13 protein-coding genes are annotated in these 23,239 nt (G+C 35.6%); 8 read left to right on the top strand and 5 right to left on the bottom strand.

Annotation, left to right across the window (positions count from 1 at the left end):
* Window positions 1-38: 38 nt before the first annotated feature.
* From FF52_RS22820 to FF52_RS22805, 4 genes are all read left to right on the top strand, one after another.
* Entirely contained in the window at window positions 39-3,065 is a 3,027-nt protein-coding gene (locus tag FF52_RS22820) for a SusC/RagA family TonB-linked outer membrane protein (RefSeq protein WP_008469302.1), read from the top strand.
* 26 nt (window positions 3,066-3,091) lie between these two features.
* Entirely contained in the window at window positions 3,092-4,624 is a 1,533-nt protein-coding gene (locus FF52_RS22815) for a RagB/SusD family nutrient uptake outer membrane protein (protein WP_008469299.1), read from the top strand.
* 194 nt (window positions 4,625-4,818) lie between these two features.
* On the top strand, window positions 4,819-7,764 hold the full coding sequence (locus FF52_RS22810) for a discoidin domain-containing protein (protein ID WP_008469298.1): 2,946 nt from the start codon (window positions 4,819-4,821) through the stop codon (window positions 7,762-7,764).
* Window positions 7,765-7,857: 93 nt separating this feature from the next.
* Window positions 7,858-10,194, top strand: a complete 2,337-nt coding sequence (locus FF52_RS22805; protein ID WP_008469297.1) for a glycosyl hydrolase family 95 catalytic domain-containing protein — start codon at window positions 7,858-7,860, stop codon at window positions 10,192-10,194.
* A gap of 169 nt (window positions 10,195-10,363) precedes the next feature.
* Here FF52_RS22805 and FF52_RS22800 read toward each other — a convergent pair whose 3' ends face one another.
* From FF52_RS22800 to FF52_RS22790, 3 genes are all read right to left on the bottom strand, one after another.
* Window positions 10,364-13,678 (bottom strand): DUF5107 domain-containing protein, encoded by a 3,315-nt coding sequence (locus FF52_RS22800; RefSeq protein ID WP_008469296.1) that lies wholly within the window; start codon window positions 13,676-13,678, stop codon window positions 10,364-10,366.
* 18 nt (window positions 13,679-13,696) lie between these two features.
* Complete coding sequence (locus tag FF52_RS22795) at window positions 13,697-15,106, bottom strand: sugar porter family MFS transporter (protein ID WP_008469295.1); 1,410 nt, start codon at window positions 15,104-15,106, stop codon at window positions 13,697-13,699.
* Between the two features lie 127 nt (window positions 15,107-15,233).
* Entirely contained in the window at window positions 15,234-16,190 is a 957-nt protein-coding gene (locus FF52_RS22790) for an AraC family transcriptional regulator (RefSeq protein WP_237718571.1), read from the bottom strand.
* An 88-nt stretch (window positions 16,191-16,278) separates the two neighbouring features.
* Between FF52_RS22790 and FF52_RS22785 the strand changes: the two genes are divergently transcribed.
* The 4 genes from FF52_RS22785 to lpdA all read left to right on the top strand — a co-directional run bounded on the left by FF52_RS22785 (window position 16,279) and on the right by lpdA (window position 21,610).
* Window positions 16,279-17,301, top strand: a complete 1,023-nt coding sequence (locus FF52_RS22785; RefSeq protein ID WP_008469292.1) for an aldose epimerase family protein — start codon at window positions 16,279-16,281, stop codon at window positions 17,299-17,301.
* Between the two features lie 32 nt (window positions 17,302-17,333).
* Window positions 17,334-19,265, top strand: a complete 1,932-nt coding sequence (locus tag FF52_RS22780) for a glycoside hydrolase family 97 protein (protein WP_008469290.1) — start codon at window positions 17,334-17,336, stop codon at window positions 19,263-19,265.
* Between the two features lie 273 nt (window positions 19,266-19,538).
* Window positions 19,539-20,141: a TetR/AcrR family transcriptional regulator gene (locus FF52_RS22775; RefSeq protein WP_008469289.1), complete on the top strand. Its 603-nt coding sequence runs from the start codon at window positions 19,539-19,541 to the stop codon at window positions 20,139-20,141.
* 65 nt (window positions 20,142-20,206) lie between these two features.
* Complete coding sequence (lpdA, locus tag FF52_RS22770; protein WP_008469288.1) at window positions 20,207-21,610, top strand: dihydrolipoyl dehydrogenase; 1,404 nt, start codon at window positions 20,207-20,209, stop codon at window positions 21,608-21,610.
* A 280-nt stretch (window positions 21,611-21,890) separates the two neighbouring features.
* Here the strand turns inward: lpdA and FF52_RS22765 are convergent, their stop codons facing one another.
* Window positions 21,891-22,421, bottom strand: a complete 531-nt coding sequence (locus FF52_RS22765) for a dihydrofolate reductase family protein (protein ID WP_035692297.1) — start codon at window positions 22,419-22,421, stop codon at window positions 21,891-21,893.
* Window positions 22,422-22,494: 73 nt separating this feature from the next.
* Window positions 22,495-23,229: a helix-turn-helix transcriptional regulator gene (locus tag FF52_RS22760; RefSeq protein ID WP_035692295.1), complete on the bottom strand. Its 735-nt coding sequence runs from the start codon at window positions 23,227-23,229 to the stop codon at window positions 22,495-22,497.
* Between the last annotated feature and the right edge of the window lie 10 nt (window positions 23,230-23,239).

Raw genomic sequence — 23,239 nt, 5'->3', positions numbered from 1 at the left:
ACTAACTAACTAATTTATTAACTAAAAACCAAATTATTATGAGAATTGCAATAAGATACTTATGCTTCTTAGTAGTTATGTTGTATGCCGGCACACTTTACTCCCAAACCATAACTGGTAAAGTTAAGGATGAACAAAATTTACCTTTACCAGGGGCAACTATTCAGGTTAAAGGTACTCAGAATTCAACAGTAACAGACATTGATGGTAGTTACAAATTATTAAATGTAAAATCTGGTTCCACGCTTGAGTTTAGTTTTATCGGATTTGATAAGCAAACAGCAATTGCAAACAAGTCTGAAATTAATATCTCTTTGACTCCGAGCACTCAGGAACTGACAGAAGTGGTAATAGTTGGAGCTGCTATAAAAAAGGGAGATCTAACAGGTGCCGTAAGCAGCGTTTCTGGAGATAAGCTTAGAGAGGTTCCTACTCCAAACGTAGTGCAGGCGCTTCAAGGGCGCGCGTCAGGAGTCTACGTGCAGCAAAGTGCAGTGCCTGGCCAAACAGGCTCAATAAGAATTAGAGGGAATAATTCTCTCAACTTTGGCGGTAACCCAATATTTGTAATTGATGGTTTGATTACAGATAGTAATTTTGAAAACATAAATCCTGATGATATTGCGAGTATGGAAGTGCTTAAAGATGCTTCTGCTACTGCATTGTATGGTTCAAGAGCTGCAAATGGAGTAATCGTAATCACAACAAAAAAAGGTTCAAGATCAGGAGAAGCAAAAATACAGTATGACACATGGACTGGTGTATCTGAATTTGCAAGAACTATTCCTTTGATGAATGGCCAGCAGTTATTTGATTTAAGAGTTGACGCTTATGCAAATCGTTATATGGATGAGAATCCTGGTGCTGATCGTGCTGCTTATATTAATCAAATTAAGTCAGATGGTTCGACTGTATTTGCACCTTATGAATTGGAATCTTACAGAACTGGTAAAAGCTATAATTGGCTAGATCAGGTAACGCGTTCAGGTTTTCAAACCAATCATAATTTAAGTTTTAGCGGAGGAGGAGAAAAAGGAACTTATTTTGTGAGTTTTAATTATGTTGATCAGGAAGGGCTTCTTAAAAATTCTGATTTTAAAAGATATAATGGAAAAATTAACCTTACACAGGATTTAAAATCTTGGTTGCAATTTGGTACTAATACTACTTTTTCTAGAAGTGAAAGCAACTATCAGGAAGGCAGTGCCTTTGGTGTGGCATTGGGAGCAAATCCATTATTGCCTATAGACCCAAAAGCTACTTATTTGAGATATGGTGAAGTATTTGATCAAAATCTTTACAATCCAATAAAAAGTCTTGACATCATAAATACAAGTACGCGCAATAGACTTACAAGCAGTAATTTTTTAAGCGCAAAACCAGTAAAAGGACTTGATATCAGAACGAATCTTTCTGTGGATGTTATAGATCAGGCAAATTTTGATTATGTGCCAAGCTACACTGGACAATCACTTAGAAATTCTATGAATGGCGAGGCGCACCATTATAGATATTCACAATTAAATTATCAATGGGATAATACTGTAAGTTATAGTAAAGTTTTTGCTGCAAAGCATGACGTAAGTATAATGGGAGGATTTTCTGTACTAAGCAATTCGGGTAATACTACAGATGTAAGAGCTCGCGGATTTGTGAGTGATGACTTGACATACATGGCATTATCTGGAGCTTATCAAAAAGACAATGCACAGTTAGGATCGAATTTTACAGATTATACAAATCAATCATATTTTGCAAGAGCGAACTATACTTTTGATGGGAAGTACAATATTACAGGTACAATAAGAAGAGATGGTTCTTCTAAATTTGGACCTAATAACAAGTGGGGAACTTTTCCTTCTATAGCGGGAAGCTGGGATATTTCTAGAGAAAATTTCCTTTCTGGATTTGAAAAATTAAGCCAACTTAAGTTTCGTGTAGGTTATGGTATGGTAGGAAATCAGAATGTAGATGCTTATAGATACTTTGCATTATACAATGCGCAAGTGAGCAATAATTCTGGAACTTACGTGTCTGATAATTACATCGATAATTTTGATTTAAGATGGGAAAAACAAAAACAATTTAATATAGGATTAGACGCTGGTTTCTTCCAAAACAGATTGACTGCAAGTGCTAACTATTTCCACATCAATAATGATGATCTTTTGATGTTGCGTAACATGCCAGTTTCATCAGGATATAAATATAAGTTAGACAATATTGGTGCTACCACTAATGAAGGATTTGAATTAGAACTTAGCGGTGACATTATTAAAAACAAAGATTTTAAATGGAATGTTTCTGCCAACATATCATCCGCAAAAAATAAGGTTACAAAACTTTACGGAGATGCTACAGAGATTTACAATTTAGGTGGTTATAGCAACAATGAGATCCAGCGTACTGGGAATTTTTTCTTAGGAAAATCAGTAAATACGGTTTATGTGTTTCAATATGATGGTATAGCACAGCAAGGAGAAGATCTTACTAAAGTAAATTATGGAAGCCGAACTGTTCAGGCTGGAGACATTAAAATTAAAGACCGCAATGGAGATGGTGTAATAAACGACCAAGATAGATATGTGGTTGGCGATTTAAATCCTGATTACTATGGTGGTTTTTCTACTGATCTTAATTATAAAGGTTTTGGATTAAATGCAGTATTTGCGTATTCAATAGGAGGAAAGAGGCCAAGTGGCACTTATGAAAGCTATATGAACTCTGGAGGAATGAGTGCAGCACATACAGATCTTTTGGATCGTTGGACTCCAACAAACACCAATACAGATGTGCCACGAGCTTATTATGGAGGAGGAAGATATACTTTGGGCGAAACAGATAAGGCGATACAAGATGCTTCATTCCTAAGATTAAATGCACTTACACTATCGTATACATTGCAAGACAGAGTTGCAGAAAGTGTTTTTCTTAAAAATTGCAGGTTTTATGTAACGGGATCGAATCTATTTATTATAACTAAATATAAAGGATATGACCCTGAGGGAGGAGATTCTTATCCGATTTCTAGAGCGATAGTTATGGGATTAAATGTAACTCTTTAATCAAATTAATTCTAAAAATTATTTTTATGAAAGCAAAAATTATAGCCTTTATGGCCCTAACAATATTATCCGCTTCCTGTTCTTCAGATTTTTTAGATCAAGAACCAAAAAGTTCTCTTACTGCAGAACAAGCATACGGCAGTTTAGGAAAAATAGAACCTGTTCTTTTGGGAGCTATAACAAATTGGAGAAATATGCAAAAAGACCGTGCAGGACTTTATACTTCTCTTGGTACAGACGAGGCGCAACAAGGAGCTTTGCAGGTAACAGGAGATGCAAACCAAGCGGGACTTGATTTGTATAATGGTTTCTTAAGCCAGGAAAATCAGGCAATTGGACAATTATGGAATGACAGATGGCCAGTAATCGAAGTTGCAGCTCAGTCTATCAGAGCATTAGGAATTAATACCGAAGATGATAGTGCAAAACGCGATCTTCTAATGGGTGAAGCTAGTTTTTTAAGAGCAACATTAATGTTTGAACTTACACAATACTGGGGAGAAATACCAATTAATGATAAAGCAAAATCGGCAGAGTTTGGTTTAAAGCGCCAGCCTTTAGATTTGGTCTATTCTTATATAGTTGCCGATTTGGAAAGAGCAGTAGAGAAACTTCCTGTAACACAAAGCAATCCTGCATTTCCTGCAAAAGGAGTAGCTCAGGCACTTTTAGGAAAAGTATATCTATATGCACCAGAAGCATCAGGATACCGTGATTATAACAAAGCAAAAAAATGGTTTGAAGAAGTGATTAAATCTGGAAAATATAGCTTGCTGCCTAATTACGCAGATGTTTTTAATCCTGATCATGCTAATTCTTCAGAATCTTTATACGAATGGCAGTATAACAATAACTGGCCAGATAACAACCAGATACAATGGCAGACAGGTTCAAGAGTTTTAGCCAATATGGATCAATATGCCTATTTTGGAGGTTACGATCTTATTCTTCCTACTCAATATTGCTATAAAGACAAAACGGCTGGAGGAATATGGGAAGCTGGTGACACACGTAAAGCTGCCAGTATTCGTTATGATTTTACTTATAAAGGAGTTACGCCAACACTTCCTGCAGGTTTTGGTGGTGATGAGCTAGATCCACACATTAAAAAATACGAAGATATTCGTGTTGATGGAAAACAATCATTTTGGAATTCTGGTAAAAATAAAGCGTATATCAGATACTCTGATGTATTGCTTAACTACGCAGAATGTTTAAATGAATTAGGAAGCACAACAGAAGCTGAAAGTTATGTGAATCAGGTTCGAACAAGAGCTTTTGGAGGAACATTGCCAGCAGGAATGGCTTGGAGCGGACTTTCTCAAGCTCAGTTTAGAGATCAGATTCTAGATGAGCGTATGCGCGAATTGGCTTTTGAAGGATGGAGAAGAATGGATCTTATTCGTACAGGAAAATTGGTAGAATTGGTAGGCGCTCGCAACAAATGGGCAAAACAAAACGGTACCATTGCAGCATTTCATAACCGTTATCCTATTCCAATTGGAGAGATTAAGCTTAACGATGAGATTGGCCCAGAGGATCAAAATCCGGGCTATTAATATCTAAAAAAAATTCAATAGTAATTTTTATTTTTTTGGTTCATGTGGTTCGGTTAATGCCACAGTTTTGATTTGTAATGCCATTTTGGGTATAGGTAGTAACAGTACTGAGTTCTTCTGTTCGAAAAAGCTTATTCCAAAATGGCATTCTTATTTCTTATAATTCAATAATTTTTAATCATTCAAATAACAGTATGAAATTTTATACTTATCAGGTTTATCTCTATTTATTTGTTTTAAATGCCATTTCGTTCAATTTTTACGCTCAGAATAAAGTAAGCCTAAACTCTTCTGATATTGTTTGGAAGGTAAAACCACAAGCAGAAATAGGAAAAGACAGCCTTAAAATGTTTGCTCCAAATTATGCCGATAGCGATTGGGTAAAAGCAGTTGTTCCCGGTACAATTTTTAATTCTTATGTCGTAAGCGGATTAGAAAAAGACCCTAATTTTGGAGACAATATATATCAGGTCGATAAATCGAAATACGATCGCAGTTTTTGGTATCGTTCTGAATTTGCCATTCCGGAAAATTTCACCAAAGAAATCATCTGGCTAAATTTTGAAGGTATAAACCGTGAAGGAGAAATTTACCTTAACGGAAAAAAAATAGCAGTTTTAAGCGGAATGATGCAACGCGGCAAATTTGATATTACAAAGCTTATAAACCGTAAAGCAAAAAATGTCTTAAACATTTTAGTAAGCATCCCAAAACAGCCGCTAAATAACTACGGAAGCCCAACTTACATTTCTAGCGCAGGATGGGATTGGATGCCTTATGTGCCAGGATTAAATTCTGGAATTACAGACGATGTCTTTTTAACCAATACCGATAAAGTCACCATTGCAGATCCATGGATTCATACCAATCTACCAACCAATGCACGCGCAGATTTGGAAGTAAAAGTAGATTTGAAAAACACCTCTTCACAAAATCAAGAAGGGGTTCTAACCGGAGTGATAATGCCGGGGAACATAACCTTTTCTAAAAAAATAAATCTGGATGCTGACGGAATTACAAGTGTAAAACTGACAAAAGAACAGTTTCCGGAACTTTCCATTCAAAACCCGAAACTTTGGTGGCCCAATGGTTACGGCGATCCTAATTTATATACCTGCCAATTTACTTTTAAAGTTGGAAATGTAATTTCGGATAGTCAAAAAATAACTTTCGGAATTAAAAAATATACTTACGATACAGAAGGTGGCGTTTTGCATATTTCCATAAACGGAAAACGTGTTTTTTTAAAGGGAGGAAACTGGGGAATGAGCGAGTATATGCTTCGTTGCAGAGGTGAAGAATATGATCTTAAAGTAAAACTTCACAAAGAAATGAATTATAATATAATCCGAAACTGGCTGGGCTCAACAACAGACGCAGAGTTTTACGAAGCTTGCGATAAATATGGTATAATGGTTTGGGATGATTTTTGGCTAAATGCCAATCCGAATCTGCCTTTGGATATTCATGTTTTCAATAGCAATGTAATCGAGAAAATAAAACGAGTTAGAAATCACGCCAGTATTGCAATTTGGTGCGGAAATAATGAAGGTCTTCCGCAGCCTCCGCTAAATGGCTGGATTGCCGAAAATATTAAAACGTTTGACAACAACGACCGTTATTATCAACCTTGTTCGAATACAGGAAACTTAAGCGGTAGCGGACTTTGGGGAAATAAAGATCCGAGGTTTTATTTTACAAAATATCCAGAACCTTATGCGGGAACAGGCGACGGTCCAAGCTGGGGTTTACGTTCTGAAATTGGTACAGCAGTTTTTCCTAATATCGAAAGCTTTAAAAAGTTTATTCCAGAAAAAGACTGGTGGCCCAGAAACGATATGTGGGATAAACATTTCTTTGGACAAAAAGCCTTTAACGCAACTCCAGATAATTATGATAAAAGCATTACAGAACGTTACGGTAAACCAAATAATCTGGAAGAATATACTAAAAAGGCTCAACTTTTAAACATAGAAACCAACAAAGCCATGTACGAAGGATGGCTGGATCATATGTGGGAAGATGCCTCTGGTATTATGATCTGGATGAGCCAATCTTCATACCCAAGTATGGTTTGGCAGACTTACGATTACTATTATGATTTGACGGGAGCATATTGGGGCGTAAAATCGGCTTGTGAGCCTATGCACATTCAGTGGAGTCCTGTAGACAATTCGGTAAAAGTAATCAATACAACAGGAACCGATTTTAAAAATCTGAAAGCCGAAGCCGTTGTCTATAATTTAGATGGAAAAACGGTAGGAAAGTATAAGCAAAATGCTGTGGTTGATTCTTATTCTAATACAGCTGTAGAAAGTTTTGTAATTCCGTTTTATTCCAATCAGAAAGATTTGGCTTTTCAAAAAAATGTTACGGCATCCTCTACTGATGGAGGAAATACAAGAGATGTTGCAGATGGAGATTCAAATACGCGCTGGGCAAGTAATTCGACAGATAATGAGTGGATTTATGTAGATCTTGAAAAAGAGTATATTGTGAATCGAGTGGTTTTAAACTGGGAAAATGCTTTTGGAAAAGAATACAAAATCCAAATTAGTTCTGACGCCAAAAACTGGACAGATGTAGGCGTGATTAAAGACGGAAAACAAGGTCTTCAAACTATTTCATTTGATGAAACAAAAGGCCGTTACGTTCGAATGTTAGGAATAAAACGTGGTTCAGGCTGGGGATATTCATTATACGATTTCAAAATTTTTGGAGCCGAAACCCATGTTGATACTTCCGATTTATGTCCTGTGCATTTTATTCGATTAAAACTAAAAGATGCCTCAGATAAATTAATCAGTGAGAATTTTTATTGGAGAGGCACCAATATGAAAGATTTTACAGAACTGAATAAACTACCAAAAGCAAACGTAAATGTTTTCAGCAAAGTCATAAAACAAAACGGGAAATACATTATAAAGTCAAAAGTTTCAAGTCCATCGGGAATAGCTTTTGGAATTCAGATTCAGCCCTTAAACGAAAAATCGGGAACTCAAATATTACCCGCAATCGTAAGCGACAGTTATTTTACTTTGTTAAAAGGAGAAAGCAAAGAAGTGACAATAGAATTTGATGAAACAGCTTTAAAAAATGGAGAAAAGCCAATTGTAAAAGCGATTCCTTATAATAAATAAGAGCGTTTTATATCCTAACAGGTTTCCAAAACCTGTTAGGTATTATTATAAAGTAAGCCCCTTAAGGTTTTAGAAATAATCAAAACAATAAATATGCATATCAAAATAATCAAACGTTTTCTTCTTATACTATTGCCATTTCTGAGCTTTTCACAAAACAATCAGCTCGAATTATGGTATACAAAACCTGCTTCACAATGGGAAGAAACTTTGCCTCTAGGAAACGGAAGGTTAGGCATTATGCCCGATGGCGGAATTGAAACCGAAAAGTTAGTTCTAAATGATATTACTTTATGGAGCGGATCTCCACAAGATGCTAATAATTATAAAGCTTATACTTTTTTACCTCAAATAAGAGAATTGTTATTGGCTAATAAAAACAGTGAAGCCGAACAGCTCATTAATCAAAATTTTGTTTGTACAGGCCCAGGTTCAGGGAGCGGGGACGGAGCAAATGTACAATTTGGATGTTATCAGGTTTTGGGAGATATGACTTTAAAGTTTGATTATAAAACCAAATCAAAAGCTATAAATTATAGTAGAAATTTAAATATCCAAACTGCACTTGCATCAACTCAATTTACTATTGACGGTGTAATTTATAAACGAGAATATTTTGCTGGTTTTGGTGATGATGTCCTTTTTGTAAAATTGACTTCAAGCAAAAAAGGAAAACTTAATTTTACCGTTAAGTTAGACAGATCGGAACATTTTAAAACTGTAAACAGTGACAATTCCTTAGTCATGACAGGTCAGTTAAACAACGGAATTGACGGAAAAGGAATGAAATATAAAGCCAAGGTAAAAGCCAAAACAGCAGACGGAAGTGTTTTATATACTAACAATACAATTGAAGTAAAAAACGCAACAGAGGTCGTGCTTTATGTTTCTGCAGGAACAGATTTTAAAAATCAGAATTTTGAAACTGCTGTAGATAAAACTTTAGAAATTGCTCTGCAAAAAAAATACGATGAGCAGAAGAAAACGCACATTCAAAACTACCAAAAGTTATTTAATCGAGTGGCTTTGAATTTTGGCAAAACAGCAAGAAATACATTGCCAACAAATGAGCGTTTAGATGCTTTTATGAAAAATCCAGATTCAGATACAGGGCTTCCAGTTTTGTTTTATCAATATGGACGTTATTTGAGTATCAGCAGTACAAGAGTGGGTTTGCTTCCTCCAAATTTGCAAGGATTGTGGGCACATCAGATACAGACGCCATGGAACGGAGATTATCATTTGGATGTCAATGTTCAGATGAATCATTGGGCTCTGGAAACGGGAAATCTGTCTGAATTAAATCTTCCTCTAAAAGATTTGGTTAAAGAAATGGTGCCTTACGGCGAAAAAACTGCCAAAGCGTATTACAATGCCGACGGCTGGGTAGCACACGTTATTACGAATATCTGGGGATTTACAGAACCAGGCGAAAGCGCCTCTTGGGGAATTGCAAAAGCAGGTTCGGGCTGGCTTTGCAACAATCTATGGAATCATTATTTATACACGAATGATCAGGCTTATTTAGCTGATATTTATCCAATCATAAAAGGCGCTGCGCAGTTTTATAACAGCATGCTGGTAAAAGATCCAGAAACAGGATGGCTGGTAACTTCACCGTCAGTTTCTCCTGAAAATTCATTTTTCTTGCCAAATGGTCAGGACGCACATGTTTGTATGGGACCAACAATTGATAACCAAATTGTTCGTGAATTGTTCAATAATGTAATTGCAGCTTCTTCCAAATTAGGATTGGACAATACTTTAAAAGCAGAACTTGAAAAACGACTTAAATTACTGCCTCCCCCAGGGGTTGTTTCTCCTGACGGAAGAATTCAGGAATGGTTAAAACCGTATAAAGAACCAGACCCACAACATCGTCATGTTTCTCATTTATACGGATTATATCCAGCGCCTTTAATTACCCCAGAAAGCACGCCAGAACTTGCCGAAGCGGCTAAAAAAATACTCGAGGTTCGCGGAGACGATGGTCCAAGTTGGTCAATAGCTTATAAAATGCTTTTTTGGTCTCGTTTAAAAGAGGGTAATCGAGCTTATAAATTATTAAAAACGATTTTGAGACCAACTTTAGCAACGAATATTAATTATGGAGCAGGAGGAGGAGTGTATCCAAATTTACTTTCTGCTGGGCCGCCATTCCAAATCGATGGTAATTTTGGCGCCGCAGCCGGAATTGGAGAAATGCTGATACAAAGCCATGCTGGATTTATCGAATTACTGCCTGCAATGCCCGATGTTTGGCTAAAAGAAGGTGAAGTAAAAGGATTAAAAGCCGAAGGAAACTTTACTATAAATATGAAATGGGAAAAAGGTAAAGTGACGAAATATGAAATTTTATCTCCTGTACCAACAAAAGTGAAAGTAAAAGTGAACGGCGAATTAAAAGAAATCATTTCTTCTAAATTATAAGTTCGAGTAGAAATCCTGCAAGGTTTTTAAAACCTTGTAGGTTTAGCTTTTTTATCTCGATTTAAAATATAATATCTACAAGATTTTGAAAACCTTGTAGGAATAAGAAAAGCAAGACCCGACAGGTTTTAAAAACCTGTCGGGTCTGCTGTTAAAAATAGTTACTAACTTAAACCGAAACCGATTCTTCGTTTTTTAATAACGATAAATGTATCGTAACTGCTGAATGGCTTTTCTCTTCAGAAAGAACACTGTTAAAAGTTTCCTCAGCTTCTACTTTTTTATCAAGACCTAAAAGACCTAATCCTTTCATGTACAGACAGTGAATTTTATTTCGCTTGTCCAAGTCATCTTCCCAAATCATAAGATCCGGAAGCGAAACTGCAAAATAATCAATCGTAACATGATCGTTTACATGTTTTTCTGCGTAAGCAACAAACTTCTCGAAACGTTTATTGGCTTCTGGAATATTGTTTAATTTTAAGAAAGCCAATCCCTGATAGAAAATTTTATCAGGCTGCTGATCGTTATAAAAAATCGCTGCTGTTGGTTCTTCTAATCCTTGAGTTGCTTTATGCCACCAGTTATTCGCTTCTTCTAAATTATTTTTCTTTTCGAAAGCAACTCCAAGCCAATAATGAATATCGTTTTCTTGTGCGCCTGGCAGTTTTCCTTCACCTAAATTTTCTGGATAAATTTGAGCCTGTTCTAAAAGTTCTATGGCTTTATCATAATTCCCTTCAGTAATATTCTGTTTAGCAATTTCGGTCAAAGAAATCAGGTATTGACCGCTTACTTTTCCTTCACCACCTTCCCAAGGATGGAATTTTCTGTTTTGCAATAAAGTCAAAGCTTTATTATGTTTGCCTAAAAGATTGTACAAAGCCACTCTTTCTAAATACACATCATCTCTTTGAATAACCAACTCTAAATGTTTTTCTAAGAAAGCCAGTCTGAAAACCAAATCTCTGTTCAAACGTTTGTACAATTGGTCTAATTCCATTAAAATTCTGGAATCTTCCGTATCCAGAGAAAATGCTTTTTCTAAACTTGAAAGCGCTTTTTGCTCATCATTTAATTTATTGTAATAAGCCAATGATAAGTTACGGTGAACAGTTGGAAACGTATTGTCTATAGCAACAGATTTTTCCCAGCAGGAAATAGCATCATCATAGAATTTTGAAGCATACCAAAAGTTCCCTAAATAATACAATGCTTTTGCGTCATGAGTTTTTTTCTGAATTACTTTAGAAAGGACTAAAGCCGCTTCAATCTGGTTTGGGAAACAGTAATCCGGTTTTGCCTGAGAAGCCATTTGGAAACATTTTTCGGCTTGACCGAAATCATTTAATTTTTCATAAAATGAACCTGCAAAATACCATGCCATTGGATAAGTGTTTTCATCTTTCAAACCTTCATTTAATAATGATGCAGCTTCTTCATATAAACCGGTTGCGCTGTAATCTAAAGCATATTCAATATAAGTATGAATGTTATCTCGGATTAATGCATTTAGATACGCCAGATCTTTTTTATCGGTACTTAAAATATACTTTTCATATAGCAATCCGAAATTAAACAAGTCGTTCTGTAAATATTGGTCTGCAAGTTGAAGCGCTTTTTCTTTTTGATTTAATTTTCTAAGAAATGCTACTTGCAAATGCAGTGCTTTATGATCTTCGGTATTTTTAGAAATAGCTTTTTGAATGTGTTCCAAAGCCAGTTCAAAATCGCCATTTAAAGCATCAAGTTGTGCTACATAAAAATAACCTTGATTCTGCCAAGCTGCATTCCAAGTTGATTTGTAAAAAGCATCGTAAGCTTCTTTGTTTTTGTTTTGATATTTAAGACACAATCCCAAATTGAAGTAAGCTTCACCATCGTACGGATTTGGGTTTCGCTGCGTCAATGTTTTTATGGCTGCTCTAAAATAGGGTTCGGCTTCAGTAAATTTTGCTCTTCGCATGAGCCATAATCCCATAGCATTATTAGAACGAATATCGCCAGAATCACGTTTTAAGGCTTCTTCGTAATACGGAATCGGACTGTAAGTAGCGTGTCTGTATTGCTCCAAATGCTGTGCAGTCAGGAATAACTGTTCGTTGTTTTGGATATCTTCTGGAGCAAGTGCAGGTTTTGCGGCTTCTGGAATTTCGTCTTCATTTTGTCCTTCATAAATCCAGTCAACTAAAACTTTATCATCTGCATCGGTCACAGAAATCGATAAACCTTCTAAAGAGGCATTGTGCTCAAAATCGATAGTTTCTTCAAATGAATTATATGGAGACGCATCGTATTGTTTTTGGAATAATACAATATCATTGTTTTTTAAAGTGACGGTTGTTTTAGGATAAACGCCTGTTGTATAAGCTTTAATTACTAATTTATTGTCAACACTTTCCAGATTAACCATCGCGTTTTTAGTAGCATTTTTTACAACTCCCAAATCGCGATATGGCATAAAATATTGCGTGAATTCTTTTTGTTCGCCTGGCATAATCCAAGTAAAATCAGGCTGATTGTCAGTATAAACCCCGCACATCAATTCGATATACGGACCATCTTCATCGGTAAGGTTACGATCCCAAGCACGTCCGAAGTCGCCGTGTCCCCATGTCCATTGTTTTTTCCCAGGAGAAACATGATGATTGGCAACATGAAGCAATCCGCCTTTTGAATCATTTTCGTAACCTCCCACAAAATTATATTTGGATGCAATCGCCATATATGATGTTGGAACGGGAATATTTTTATAACGGGAAATATCAGTTCCTGGCGAATAATCTACTTTGTAATACGTTCCTTTTGCAATTGGGAAAGACGAAACGTCGCGCTTTCCATGATCAAAAACAGCATTTACATCTGGAGGAAAAACCGACTGATAATCGTCATTTACTTTAACTGCAGGATTGGCCCACCATAAAAAAGTCTGTGGAAATGAGGTTCTGTTGTATAATTGGGCTCTAATTTCTAAATAAGCTTTATCTGGATACAATCGAAATCCGGCCATACCTTTGGTTCTAAACATACGTTCTATTTCGCTGCACCAAATTGTAGCGCTCCCGTCTTCGTGTTCTTCTATAGTAAAATCAACAGGATCAAAAGTGGTTGGTCTATGGTGCTGTGGCCAGTTAAACTCAATTCCTCCCGAAATCCAAGGTCCTGTAAGTCCAACCAATGCAGGTTTTACAACCTGATTGTAATACACAAAATGACGTTCTTTAGTTTTATCATAAGCCATATGAACGCGTCCGCCTAGTTCTGGCAAAATCATTATTTTAACAAACTCATTTTCAAGATAAACGGCTTGATATTCTTTATTGGTTTTTTCGTCAGCGATTTTTTCGATAACCGGATAAGGATATACAGATCCGTTACTTCCCTGATACACTCTTTTTTCAATAAATACAGGATTTTTTTCAGGTTTGCCCACCTCATAAGTTGGCAGGATTATTTTTTCCTTCCAAACATTTACTTTTTGCATGATGTAATGAAATTTAAATTATTGAATATTCTTTGATTCTTTATCAGAAACCATCAGTTTTTCAATCTCTTCGAGACTTTTGTTTTTGGTTTCAGGAAGTTTTTTGAGTACAAACAAGGATCCTAAAGCACAGATAATTCCATAAATCCAGAAAGTTCCAGATGTGCCTAAGTATTCGTTGAAGATTGGAAACGTTTGTACCAAAAGTGCAGATGCTATCCAGAGTGCAAATGTGGCAACAGACATCGCAACACCTCTGATGCGGTTAGGAAAAATTTCAGATAAAATAACCCACGTAATAGGAGCAAGAGACATGGCGTAAATAGCAATTGCTAATAATACCAGTAATAATAAAGGGAGACCGGTAACATTGGTATAATAAAAATAACCGAGTAAGGCGTAAATTATGGCAAGTCCAGCCGAACCAAAAAGCATTAGTTTTTTACGTCCAATTTTGTCTACAGTTCCCATGGCAACCAATGTAAAAACAAGATTGATACTTCCGGTAATTACGATATTCATAAACAAATCATTAATGCTATAACCAGCCGAAACAAAGATTTCCTGAGCATAATTAAAAATGATGTTGATACCGCACCATTGCTGGAAAGCGGCCAATACAATTCCGATTAGCAGAATGGGTAAAGCTCTTTTATCAAGCAACATTTTGAAATCGGTTTTTTCGGTTTCTTCTGTAAAAGTTTCTTTAATTGTGGCAATCTCTTCTTTGGCGTAGGCCAAACCTCCAATTTTAGTTAAAGTATTCTCTGCTTTATCATGGTTCCCTTTTTTTGCAAGATAGCGAGGGCTTTCAGGTATTAAAAACATTAATATAAAGAAAAGAACCGCGGGAAAAAATCCTGCCCAAAGCATCCATCTCCAGCCTGTTTGACCGTTCCAAGAAGCTAAAATCTGTTCATGTGAATAATCTGGCGGAATAACATCAGTAATTAACATATTGGTAATCTGTGCAGCAAGAATTCCAATCACAACGGTTAACTGATTGATAGAAACAAATAATCCTCGGGTTTCTTGAGGGGCAATTTCTGCAATGTATAAAGGAGAAATGGTAGAAGCGATTCCAATTCCGACTCCGCCGATAATTCGCCAGATAATAAACACGGTAAAGGTTTCAGATGCTCCTGTTCCAAGAGCGCATAAAGAGAATAATATGGCAGCAACGATTAGTATAGGACGTCTTCCGTAACTGTCGGCTAATTTTCCTGCAATGGCTGCTCCTGCGACGCATCCTACAAGCGCACTGCTCATTGCCCAGCCTTGCAGAGCTGGAGAATTTGTAATGCCAAAATAAAGTTCGTAAAATGGTTTTGCGCCGCCGATTACAACCCAGTCGTAACCAAAGAGTAATCCTCCCAATGCCGCAACAAGACTGATTGATAGTAAAAAGGTATAATTATAGTTTTTCATAAAAAGGTTTTATAGCTTTTGTAAAATTAGCGGAATAGGAACCTTTGATTTATGGATATTTTTTTTGAATAGATGGATTATAATCTGATTTTTTACTATTGAATGATTAAATACGAAAACAATTGCGTTACTGCTTGTATTCGGTTCGATATTGTATTGGTGAAGTACTCATGATTTTTTTGAACAAACGAGAGAAATATAAAGGATCATTAAACCCTAAATTAAAACTGATTTCTTTTATGCTCATAGTGGTAAAGCTCAGATATTGGCAGGCTTTCTGCATTTTTAAATAATTGAAATAATGTATAGGAGAGTAACCAGTCTGCTTCTTAAATAGTGTAAAAAAATGAGAAGGAGAATAATTAAAATAAGCGGCAACATCATTAATTTTTAAGGAAATATCGAGATGTTTTTTCATATAGTCAATAGCCGATTCAATAGTATTATCCTCTGAAAATTTTCGGTTCTTTTGAATGAAGAATTTTTCATACAAAAAGGTATTTAGTAACTGCCATAAAGAAAGATTAGCAAATTCGAGATTACTGGCGCTATAGCCGTCTTCCATAACGTCTAATATGTTTTCAAAAAGTTCTATGCGTCTTTCTTCAAGTGATAGTTGAGGTGCAGTGTCAGGATGTTCGGCAATGAATTTATCATAGAAAAAAGGAGCTTGCATTCCCGTAAAATGGATCCAGTAAATACTCCACGGATTTTGTTTTAAAGCATAATAATCATGTGCAACTTCAGGAGGTATAATATAAAAGGTATTGGCTTTTAATGTTATGGTTTTATTTTCTTTGCTTATGATGCCTTCTCCTTTGTAACAATAAATTAAAATGTATTGCTTGCTCCCATGTTTTCGTTTCATGGAATGATGACTTGCATTAGGGAAAACACCAATATCCGTAAAGTATAAACCAGCTATAAGCGGATTCTTTTTAATGATCGAAAGTATATTCTTTGGAATTACAATCATTCGCTGTCCTAGAAAGCCTTCTTTGACTTTTGTTTTTTCTTTTTGTGTTGCATTTTTCATGATCCAGATTGTGTTTTTCAAATATCGTAATTTAATCCATGCTTTCACAAAAAATGTCCATTTTGAGAACCATAATCAAAACTAAATTTGAAATTCTATACTAACACTTCAAATTCTAAACTTTTTGTAAAACTTTATGAATGCTACAAATAACATTGTTTGGGAGTCTTTTGGCTGGCATGATGAGAAAGAGATTTTCAAATTTCAGATCACAAATAGTCACGGCAACTATGTCGAACTTATTAATTATGGTGCCATAGTAAAATCCATAGTAGTGCCAGATAAAGTGGAAAACAAAGAAAATGTGGTTTTAGGATTTCCAACTTTAGAAGGTTATGTAAAAGATCAATCTTATATAGGAGCGACTGTTGGCCGTTTTGCAAATAGAATTCATAATGCGGCATTTTCTATCAAAAATAAAATCTATTATCTCGATAAAAACGATGGTAAAAATAATAATCATAGTGGTTCGGCTGGATTTAATAACAAAGTATTTGATTGTATTGTAGAAGAAGATGCCGTAATTTTTTCTCTTGAAAGTAAAGATGGAGAGGGTGGTTTTCCTGGGAATTTGAAAACAATAGTACGTTATAAATGGACAGATCAAAACGAACTTAAAATTGATTTTCTGGCAGAAGTCGATCAACCAACTCCGTTAAATTTTACCAATCATTCTTATTTTAATTTGACAGCTTGTAAAGAAAAAATACATCATCATCAGTTAACCATTCAAGGATCAAAAATTCTGGAAAGTACTGTTGATTATATTCCAACTGGAAAAATTTTGCTCGCCGACGAATATTTGTTTTTGAGAGATGAATTAAAAGACGTGATGCAAAACAACGGACTTAATCTCTATTATATTTTTGATAGAAAAACTAAAAATGAAAATGCTGTCTGCGAATTGTATGATGAAAAATCGGGAAGAATAATGCGTGTTTACACCTCTTATCCTGGAGTACAACTGTATACAGGAGATTATTTAAACTGTGATATTGTTGGAGAACATAATAAATTATACAGTTCATTTGACGGACTCTGCTTAGAGTGCCAGTTTTATCCCGACAGTCCAAATCACCAGCATTTTCCGAATACGATATTCCAATCCGGACAAGTTTATAACGAAACTATTATGTATGCTTTTGATGTAATAAAATAACAAAAGGAACTATCACCTCTAATAATTATAAAATGAAAAAAATCTTTCTTAACCGATCTTTAAGTGTGCTGATACCTGTGGTATTTTTTGTGCTAACGAGCTGTGTTGCACAAAACGAAGAACTTTCTTTAAAATCAAAAGATAATCTCAATGAAATCAATTTGTCTCTGACCAAAGACGGAAAATTATCGTACAAGGTTTCCCGTAAAGATAAAACAATAATCGAAGATTCGCCTCTTGGACTTGTTTTTGAAAATCAGGATTTTTCATCAGGCTTGTCTGTTGCAAAAGTTTCAGCTATTGAAGAAAAGCGTGAGCAATACGAACTTAAAGTAGCGAACAACAAAGTAATAGATCATGTTTTTAAAAGCAAAAGCATTACATTCAAAAACAGCAAAGACGCTTTAATGACAATAGATTTAATTGCAGGCCAAGAAGGTGTTGCTTTTAGATATAAGTTTCCCGAGCAGGAAAAGCAAACTAGAATACTTAAAAATGAATTGACAGGTTTTCATATAGCTCAGAATGTAAAGGGATGGTTGCAGCCTTATAACAAAGCAGGAGATTATACACCAGGTTATGAGGATTTTTATATTAATGTAAAGCCTGGAGATCCTATAAATGGTGCCAGAGGTGAATCAGTTGGCTGGTGCATGCCGGCGCTTTTTAATGTAAATAATACTCAAAATTGGATTTTAATTGCAGAATCAGGAACTGATGGTTCATTTCCGGGCTGTCATTTAGATTCAGATTCTAAAGATGGAATTTACAGAATCGCTTTTGCTAAAAATGATGAAAAATTCACACTGCCTTTAGCTGATAAAGGAATTGCATATCCTGAATCAAACTTGCCTTGGACAATGCCTTGGAGAGTAATTATGATTGGAGATAAAGCAGGAGATATATTATTGTCTACCATGATTACCGATTTGGCTCCAGCTTCTAAAATTGAAGAGACTTCATGGATTGTTCCAGGAAAAGCGGCTTGGTCGTGGTGGTCACATCCTGAAGATTTTACGCCAGAAATGTATAAAAAGTTTACAGATGTTTCGGCATCATTTGGATTTAGATACACGCTTTTTGACGCTGGATGGGAAAAAGCCAACAGAGAAGGAAAAATTATTGACGATGCTTTGTCGAAAGGAGTTCAGCCACTGGTTTGGGGTTATTCGGCTGAATATTTTGACGCTGATAAAAGGAAGAAGAGATTTAAGGAGCTGGCAGAAATGGGCGTAAAAGGAGTTAAAATAGATTTTTGGTGTTCAGACAGACAGGAAGTTATGGGAACGCTGCAGTCGGTTTTTGAAGATGCAGCCAAAGAACATCTTTTGGTAAATCTGCACGGTACTACAATGCCAAGAGGCTGGCATAGAACATGGCCGAATTTCGTAACAGCTGAGGCTATTTTAGGAACTGAAAGTTATTTTTATGAGCCAAGATTTCCTGAAAAAGCGGCGGAGCAAAACACTGTATTGCCTTTTACAAGAAACGTTGCAGGACCAGCAGATTATACGCCATTTGCTTTGACTTTTAGAAAGTACACTCGTTTAAATACAGCGACGCACGAATTGGCTATGGCCATGATTTATACTTCAGGAATAATTCATTTTGCCGATTCAGAAGAGGTTTTTAATTCACTCCCGAATGAGTTGAAGAATTTACTGAAAGAAATGCCAGCAACATGGGATAAAACAGAATGCATTATTGGAGAGCCGGGCAAAGCATTAGTATTGTCACGCCAGAAAGATAATCTTTCTTATATCGTGGGTATTAATGGAACTAATGTAAATCAAACCATAACAATTGATTTAAAAAAATACGGCAAAGGTTTTTCAAAATTCAGGATTATTTCTGAAGGGAAAGATCCTTTAATGGATTTTAAAATAGAATCGCATGCTGTAAGTTCAAAATGGAAATATAGCTTGGCTCCAAAAGGTGGTTTTATCATCCAATTTATTAAGTAGCGGAAAATAGAAAAATAAGTTTGGTTAATAATGTGTGATTTTTAAAGATACGAGAGTCTATTGATTTTTATTTTATACTTATTAACGAAAAAAGTTTAAATGCTTTAGGAGCTTTAAAACTTAAGTTTTTTTATCTATTAAGATGTTATTGATTGACATTTCTTCGCATCAAAAAATAAAAGCTTACAATCAAGAAGCGAAGCAGTATTTTTTTATAAAAAAGACCGATTGTTCTTTTTTTATTGTAATTTTGTCATAGTAAAAAAAAGGGCCATGAAAATAAAGACATCCAAGTCAGAAAATACTAAGCAGTTAATTATAGAAAAAACGGCATCGGTTTTTAATACAAAAGGCTATGCAGGTACTTCCATCAATGATTTGATGAACGTAACGGGGCTTTCGAAAGGCTGTATTTATGGTAATTTTGAAAATAAGGATGAAATTGCCCTGAAAGTCTTTGATTACAATTTTGCGAAGATTACCCAGCATATGAAAGAACGCATCCTAGCAACAGGCGATTCAGTTGAAGGATTGTTGGTTTATCCAGAAATGTATAAAAACTACTATAAATATCCGTTTTTACAGTCGGGATGCCCGATACTCAATACAGCTACAGAAGCAGATGATACACATCCGCAACTTAAGGAACGCGCGCAAAAGGCACTTGATCTTTGGAAAACTGCTATTGTGAATCAGGTAAAACGAGGTATTGAAGAAAAGGAAATAAAAGAAGAAACAGATCCAAATGAATTGGCTGTGATTATGATTTCGATAATCGAAGGGGCATTTATGCAAGCAAAAGTGAACAATAGAATGACCGAGCTCAAGGTAGCAATGTCGTTTTTGGAAAAAATGATTATGCAGTTAAGAGCATAATTTTTTTTACTATAAAAAAGACCGATTGGTTTATTTTGAATTATAAAATAATAAACAATAATAAAATGGAAGAATTTGATATTGCCGTTATAGGATCAGGTCCTGGCGGATATGTAGCCGCAATTAGAAGCGCACAGCTTGGTTACAAAACAGTTTTAATAGAAAAATATAACAGTTTGGGCGGTACTTGCACCAATGTGGGATGCATTCCTACGAAAGCACTCCTGGATAGCACGCATCATTATGCAGATGCAGGGAAGAGTTTTAGAGCGCATGGAATAGAATTTTCTGATATCCAGCTAAACTTTGAGCAGCTTTACAGACGCAAAAGCGAGGTGGTGCAGAAGAACACACAAGGCCTAGAATTTCTGATGAAAAAGAATAAAATCAGCGTACTTCATGGTATAGCTTCTTTTGTCAGCGATGAACAAATTAAAGTTTCACATGCCGATCAGACCGAAACTTTTTTAAAATCAAAGAAATATATTATTGCTACAGGATCTAAACCAGCTACGATTCCTAGTGTCATCATAGATAAAAAAAGGGTAATTACTTCTACTGAAGCGTTGGATATGAAAGAGAAGCCTGAACATATTGCTATCATCGGTGGTGGCGTAATTGGTGTTGAAATGGCATCGATCTTTAATAGAATAGGAACAAAAGTGACCATTTTAGAGTATGCTGATAACCTTATTGCTAATATGGATCAGGAACTCGGAAGTGCTTTGGCTAAAATTTTAAGTAAGGAAGGTGTTGAAATTAAATTGGGACAAGCGGTTTACAAAACAGAAAATCTGGGTGAAAAAGCTAAAGTGTATTTCAAAAATAAACAAGGCGAACAAAATGAGCTAAAGGTTGATTATGTGTTAGTTGCAGTAGGTAGAAAACCCAATGTAACTGCTTTGGGGCTGGAGAATACCAATGTAACATTAAATGCCAATGGCACTATCAAGGTAAATGAACTTCTCCAAACAGCAGTACCTAATATTTACGCTATTGGTGATGTTATTGGTGGAGCCATGTTGGCTCATAAAGCCGAGGAAGAAGCTGTATTTGCGGTGGAAAGGATAAATGGTCAAAAACCGCACATTCATTATAACCGTATTCCTTCCGTGGTATATACTTGGCCAGAGGTTGCTTCTGTAGGGGCCACGGAAGAGGAATTAAAAAGAGATGGAGTTGCTTATCAAATAGGCAAGTTTCCTTTTGCAGTCAACGCCAGAGCCAGAGCAGGTATGGAGCAGGAGGGTTTTGTGAAGGTGATTTCTGATCCAAAATATGGCGAATTATTGGGTGTGCACATTATAGGAGCTAGAGCAGCAGATCTTATCGCACAAGCCGTTGTAGGGTTAGAGTACGAAGTGACCGCGGGAGACATGGCTTCTATCAGTTATGCTCATCCAACCTATTCAGAAGCGCTTAAAGAAGCATACACGATTGCTTCAGGAAAGCCGTCACTTAATATTTAAAACAAAGGATTGAAAAAATCATAATTCATTTTAGTTTAAAATTAGATTTAAACTAGACTAGTGGCAGCGTAAATTTGTGCTGCCTCTAGTGTTTTATGCTCTTAGACTGAATAGTTGATGCACAACGGAATTAGTGCGCAGGAAATGGCGAGAAATATAGTGACCCTGATATAATAGATTCTGCCAAAGGGAGGTTCGTTTTGCAAGATACATGTTATTGTGTGGAATGGAATCGTTTTGCTGCGAAATCATTTTTTAAATAATTCTGAAAAATAATATTCTATTTCTTTTTGTAATACAGCTGCACTAATCCAGTTTCAAATGTTTTTGCCGAAACAAATTCAAGTATTTGCTCAGGTCTGCCGTCTTTAAAAAGTTTGGTTCCATTACCTAATAAAACAGGGATAATTGAAATTATGAATTCATCGATTAAACTATTTTTCAACAGTTCATTTATTACTTCAGCGCCGCCATCACAATAAATATTTTTTCCTTTTTCAGATTTTAGCTTCTCGACTAGTTCGGCTATGTTTCCTGTATAAAAAATTGTCCTCCCTATTTGTGGCCTTTCAGTTCGAGTGATGACATAAACATCTCTTTGGCCGTTGTCGTAATGAGATGCACCGATTTCCTTTAGCACATAATCATATGTTTTTCTGCCAATAATTAAAGTATCTACATTAGCAGTAAATTCAGCATATCCATAATCTTCATCTTTTTTTTCTACAAGTTTCAAAAAGCTAAGATCGTCATTTGGCTTTGCTATGTAGCCATCTAAGCTCATAGCGATGAAAAGTGATATTTTTCGCATTTTTTATTAAGTTTTAATGTTCTGTCAAATGTACTTTTGTGCCACCGATTATACTTTGTAAAAATGCGACAAATTATAATGATGAAGGCCAAAATCCAGTATTTCGCTTAATTTCATTACTGAGATGCGAATGGTCGTAATAGCCACATTCAAATGCAATATTCGAAAGGCTTCGATGTTGATTTGTTTTTTGGATAATATTTAAAGCATTTTGAAAACGAATAATATTTGAATATTCTTTTGGAGAGAGTCCAATGTATTTTTTAAAATTACGCTCCAACTGTTTCACCGTTGTGCAATTCTTTTTAGCTAATTCGTAAATGCTGATTTGTCCGTTTGTTAAATCTATATCCCTAATAACAGATTGCAGAGGAATGTTTTTGTTGTTTATTCTATCCAAATAGAAGCGGTTAAAATAATCGAATGGTTTTTCAAATATCTTATCAGCATGAAATGAATTAGATTTTTCAAATTCAACAGTATTATTAATCAATATATTTTGCGGGTCGTAGCTATAGAAATTAGCAAAAGCGGCAGGTTTTAGACATGCGCCAGCTAAATGAGTATCCATATCAATTAAACTGTCTTTATAGGAATTCATAGCACCAACAGCGTAAGTTTTTCCGAATTCCAGATGTAGAGATCCGTTATCTGTCAAACAGTTGCTTCCTAAATTTATAATAATTCCACTGCATCCGTCTGGATAAACCCGTTCCCACTGCGCTTCGTATGGGTTTCCTTTTAGTTCCCAAAAGAAATGAATATAAGGTTCTAATTCCTTGCAGGGTTTTATTTTTATGTATTCCATACGCATCTAT

Origin of the sequence: Flavobacterium sp. F52, from assembly GCF_000278705.1 — a bacterium.
Classification (GTDB): domain Bacteria; phylum Bacteroidota; class Bacteroidia; order Flavobacteriales; family Flavobacteriaceae; genus Flavobacterium; species Flavobacterium anhuiense.
This window is presented reverse-complemented; position numbering and strand designations above follow the sequence as displayed.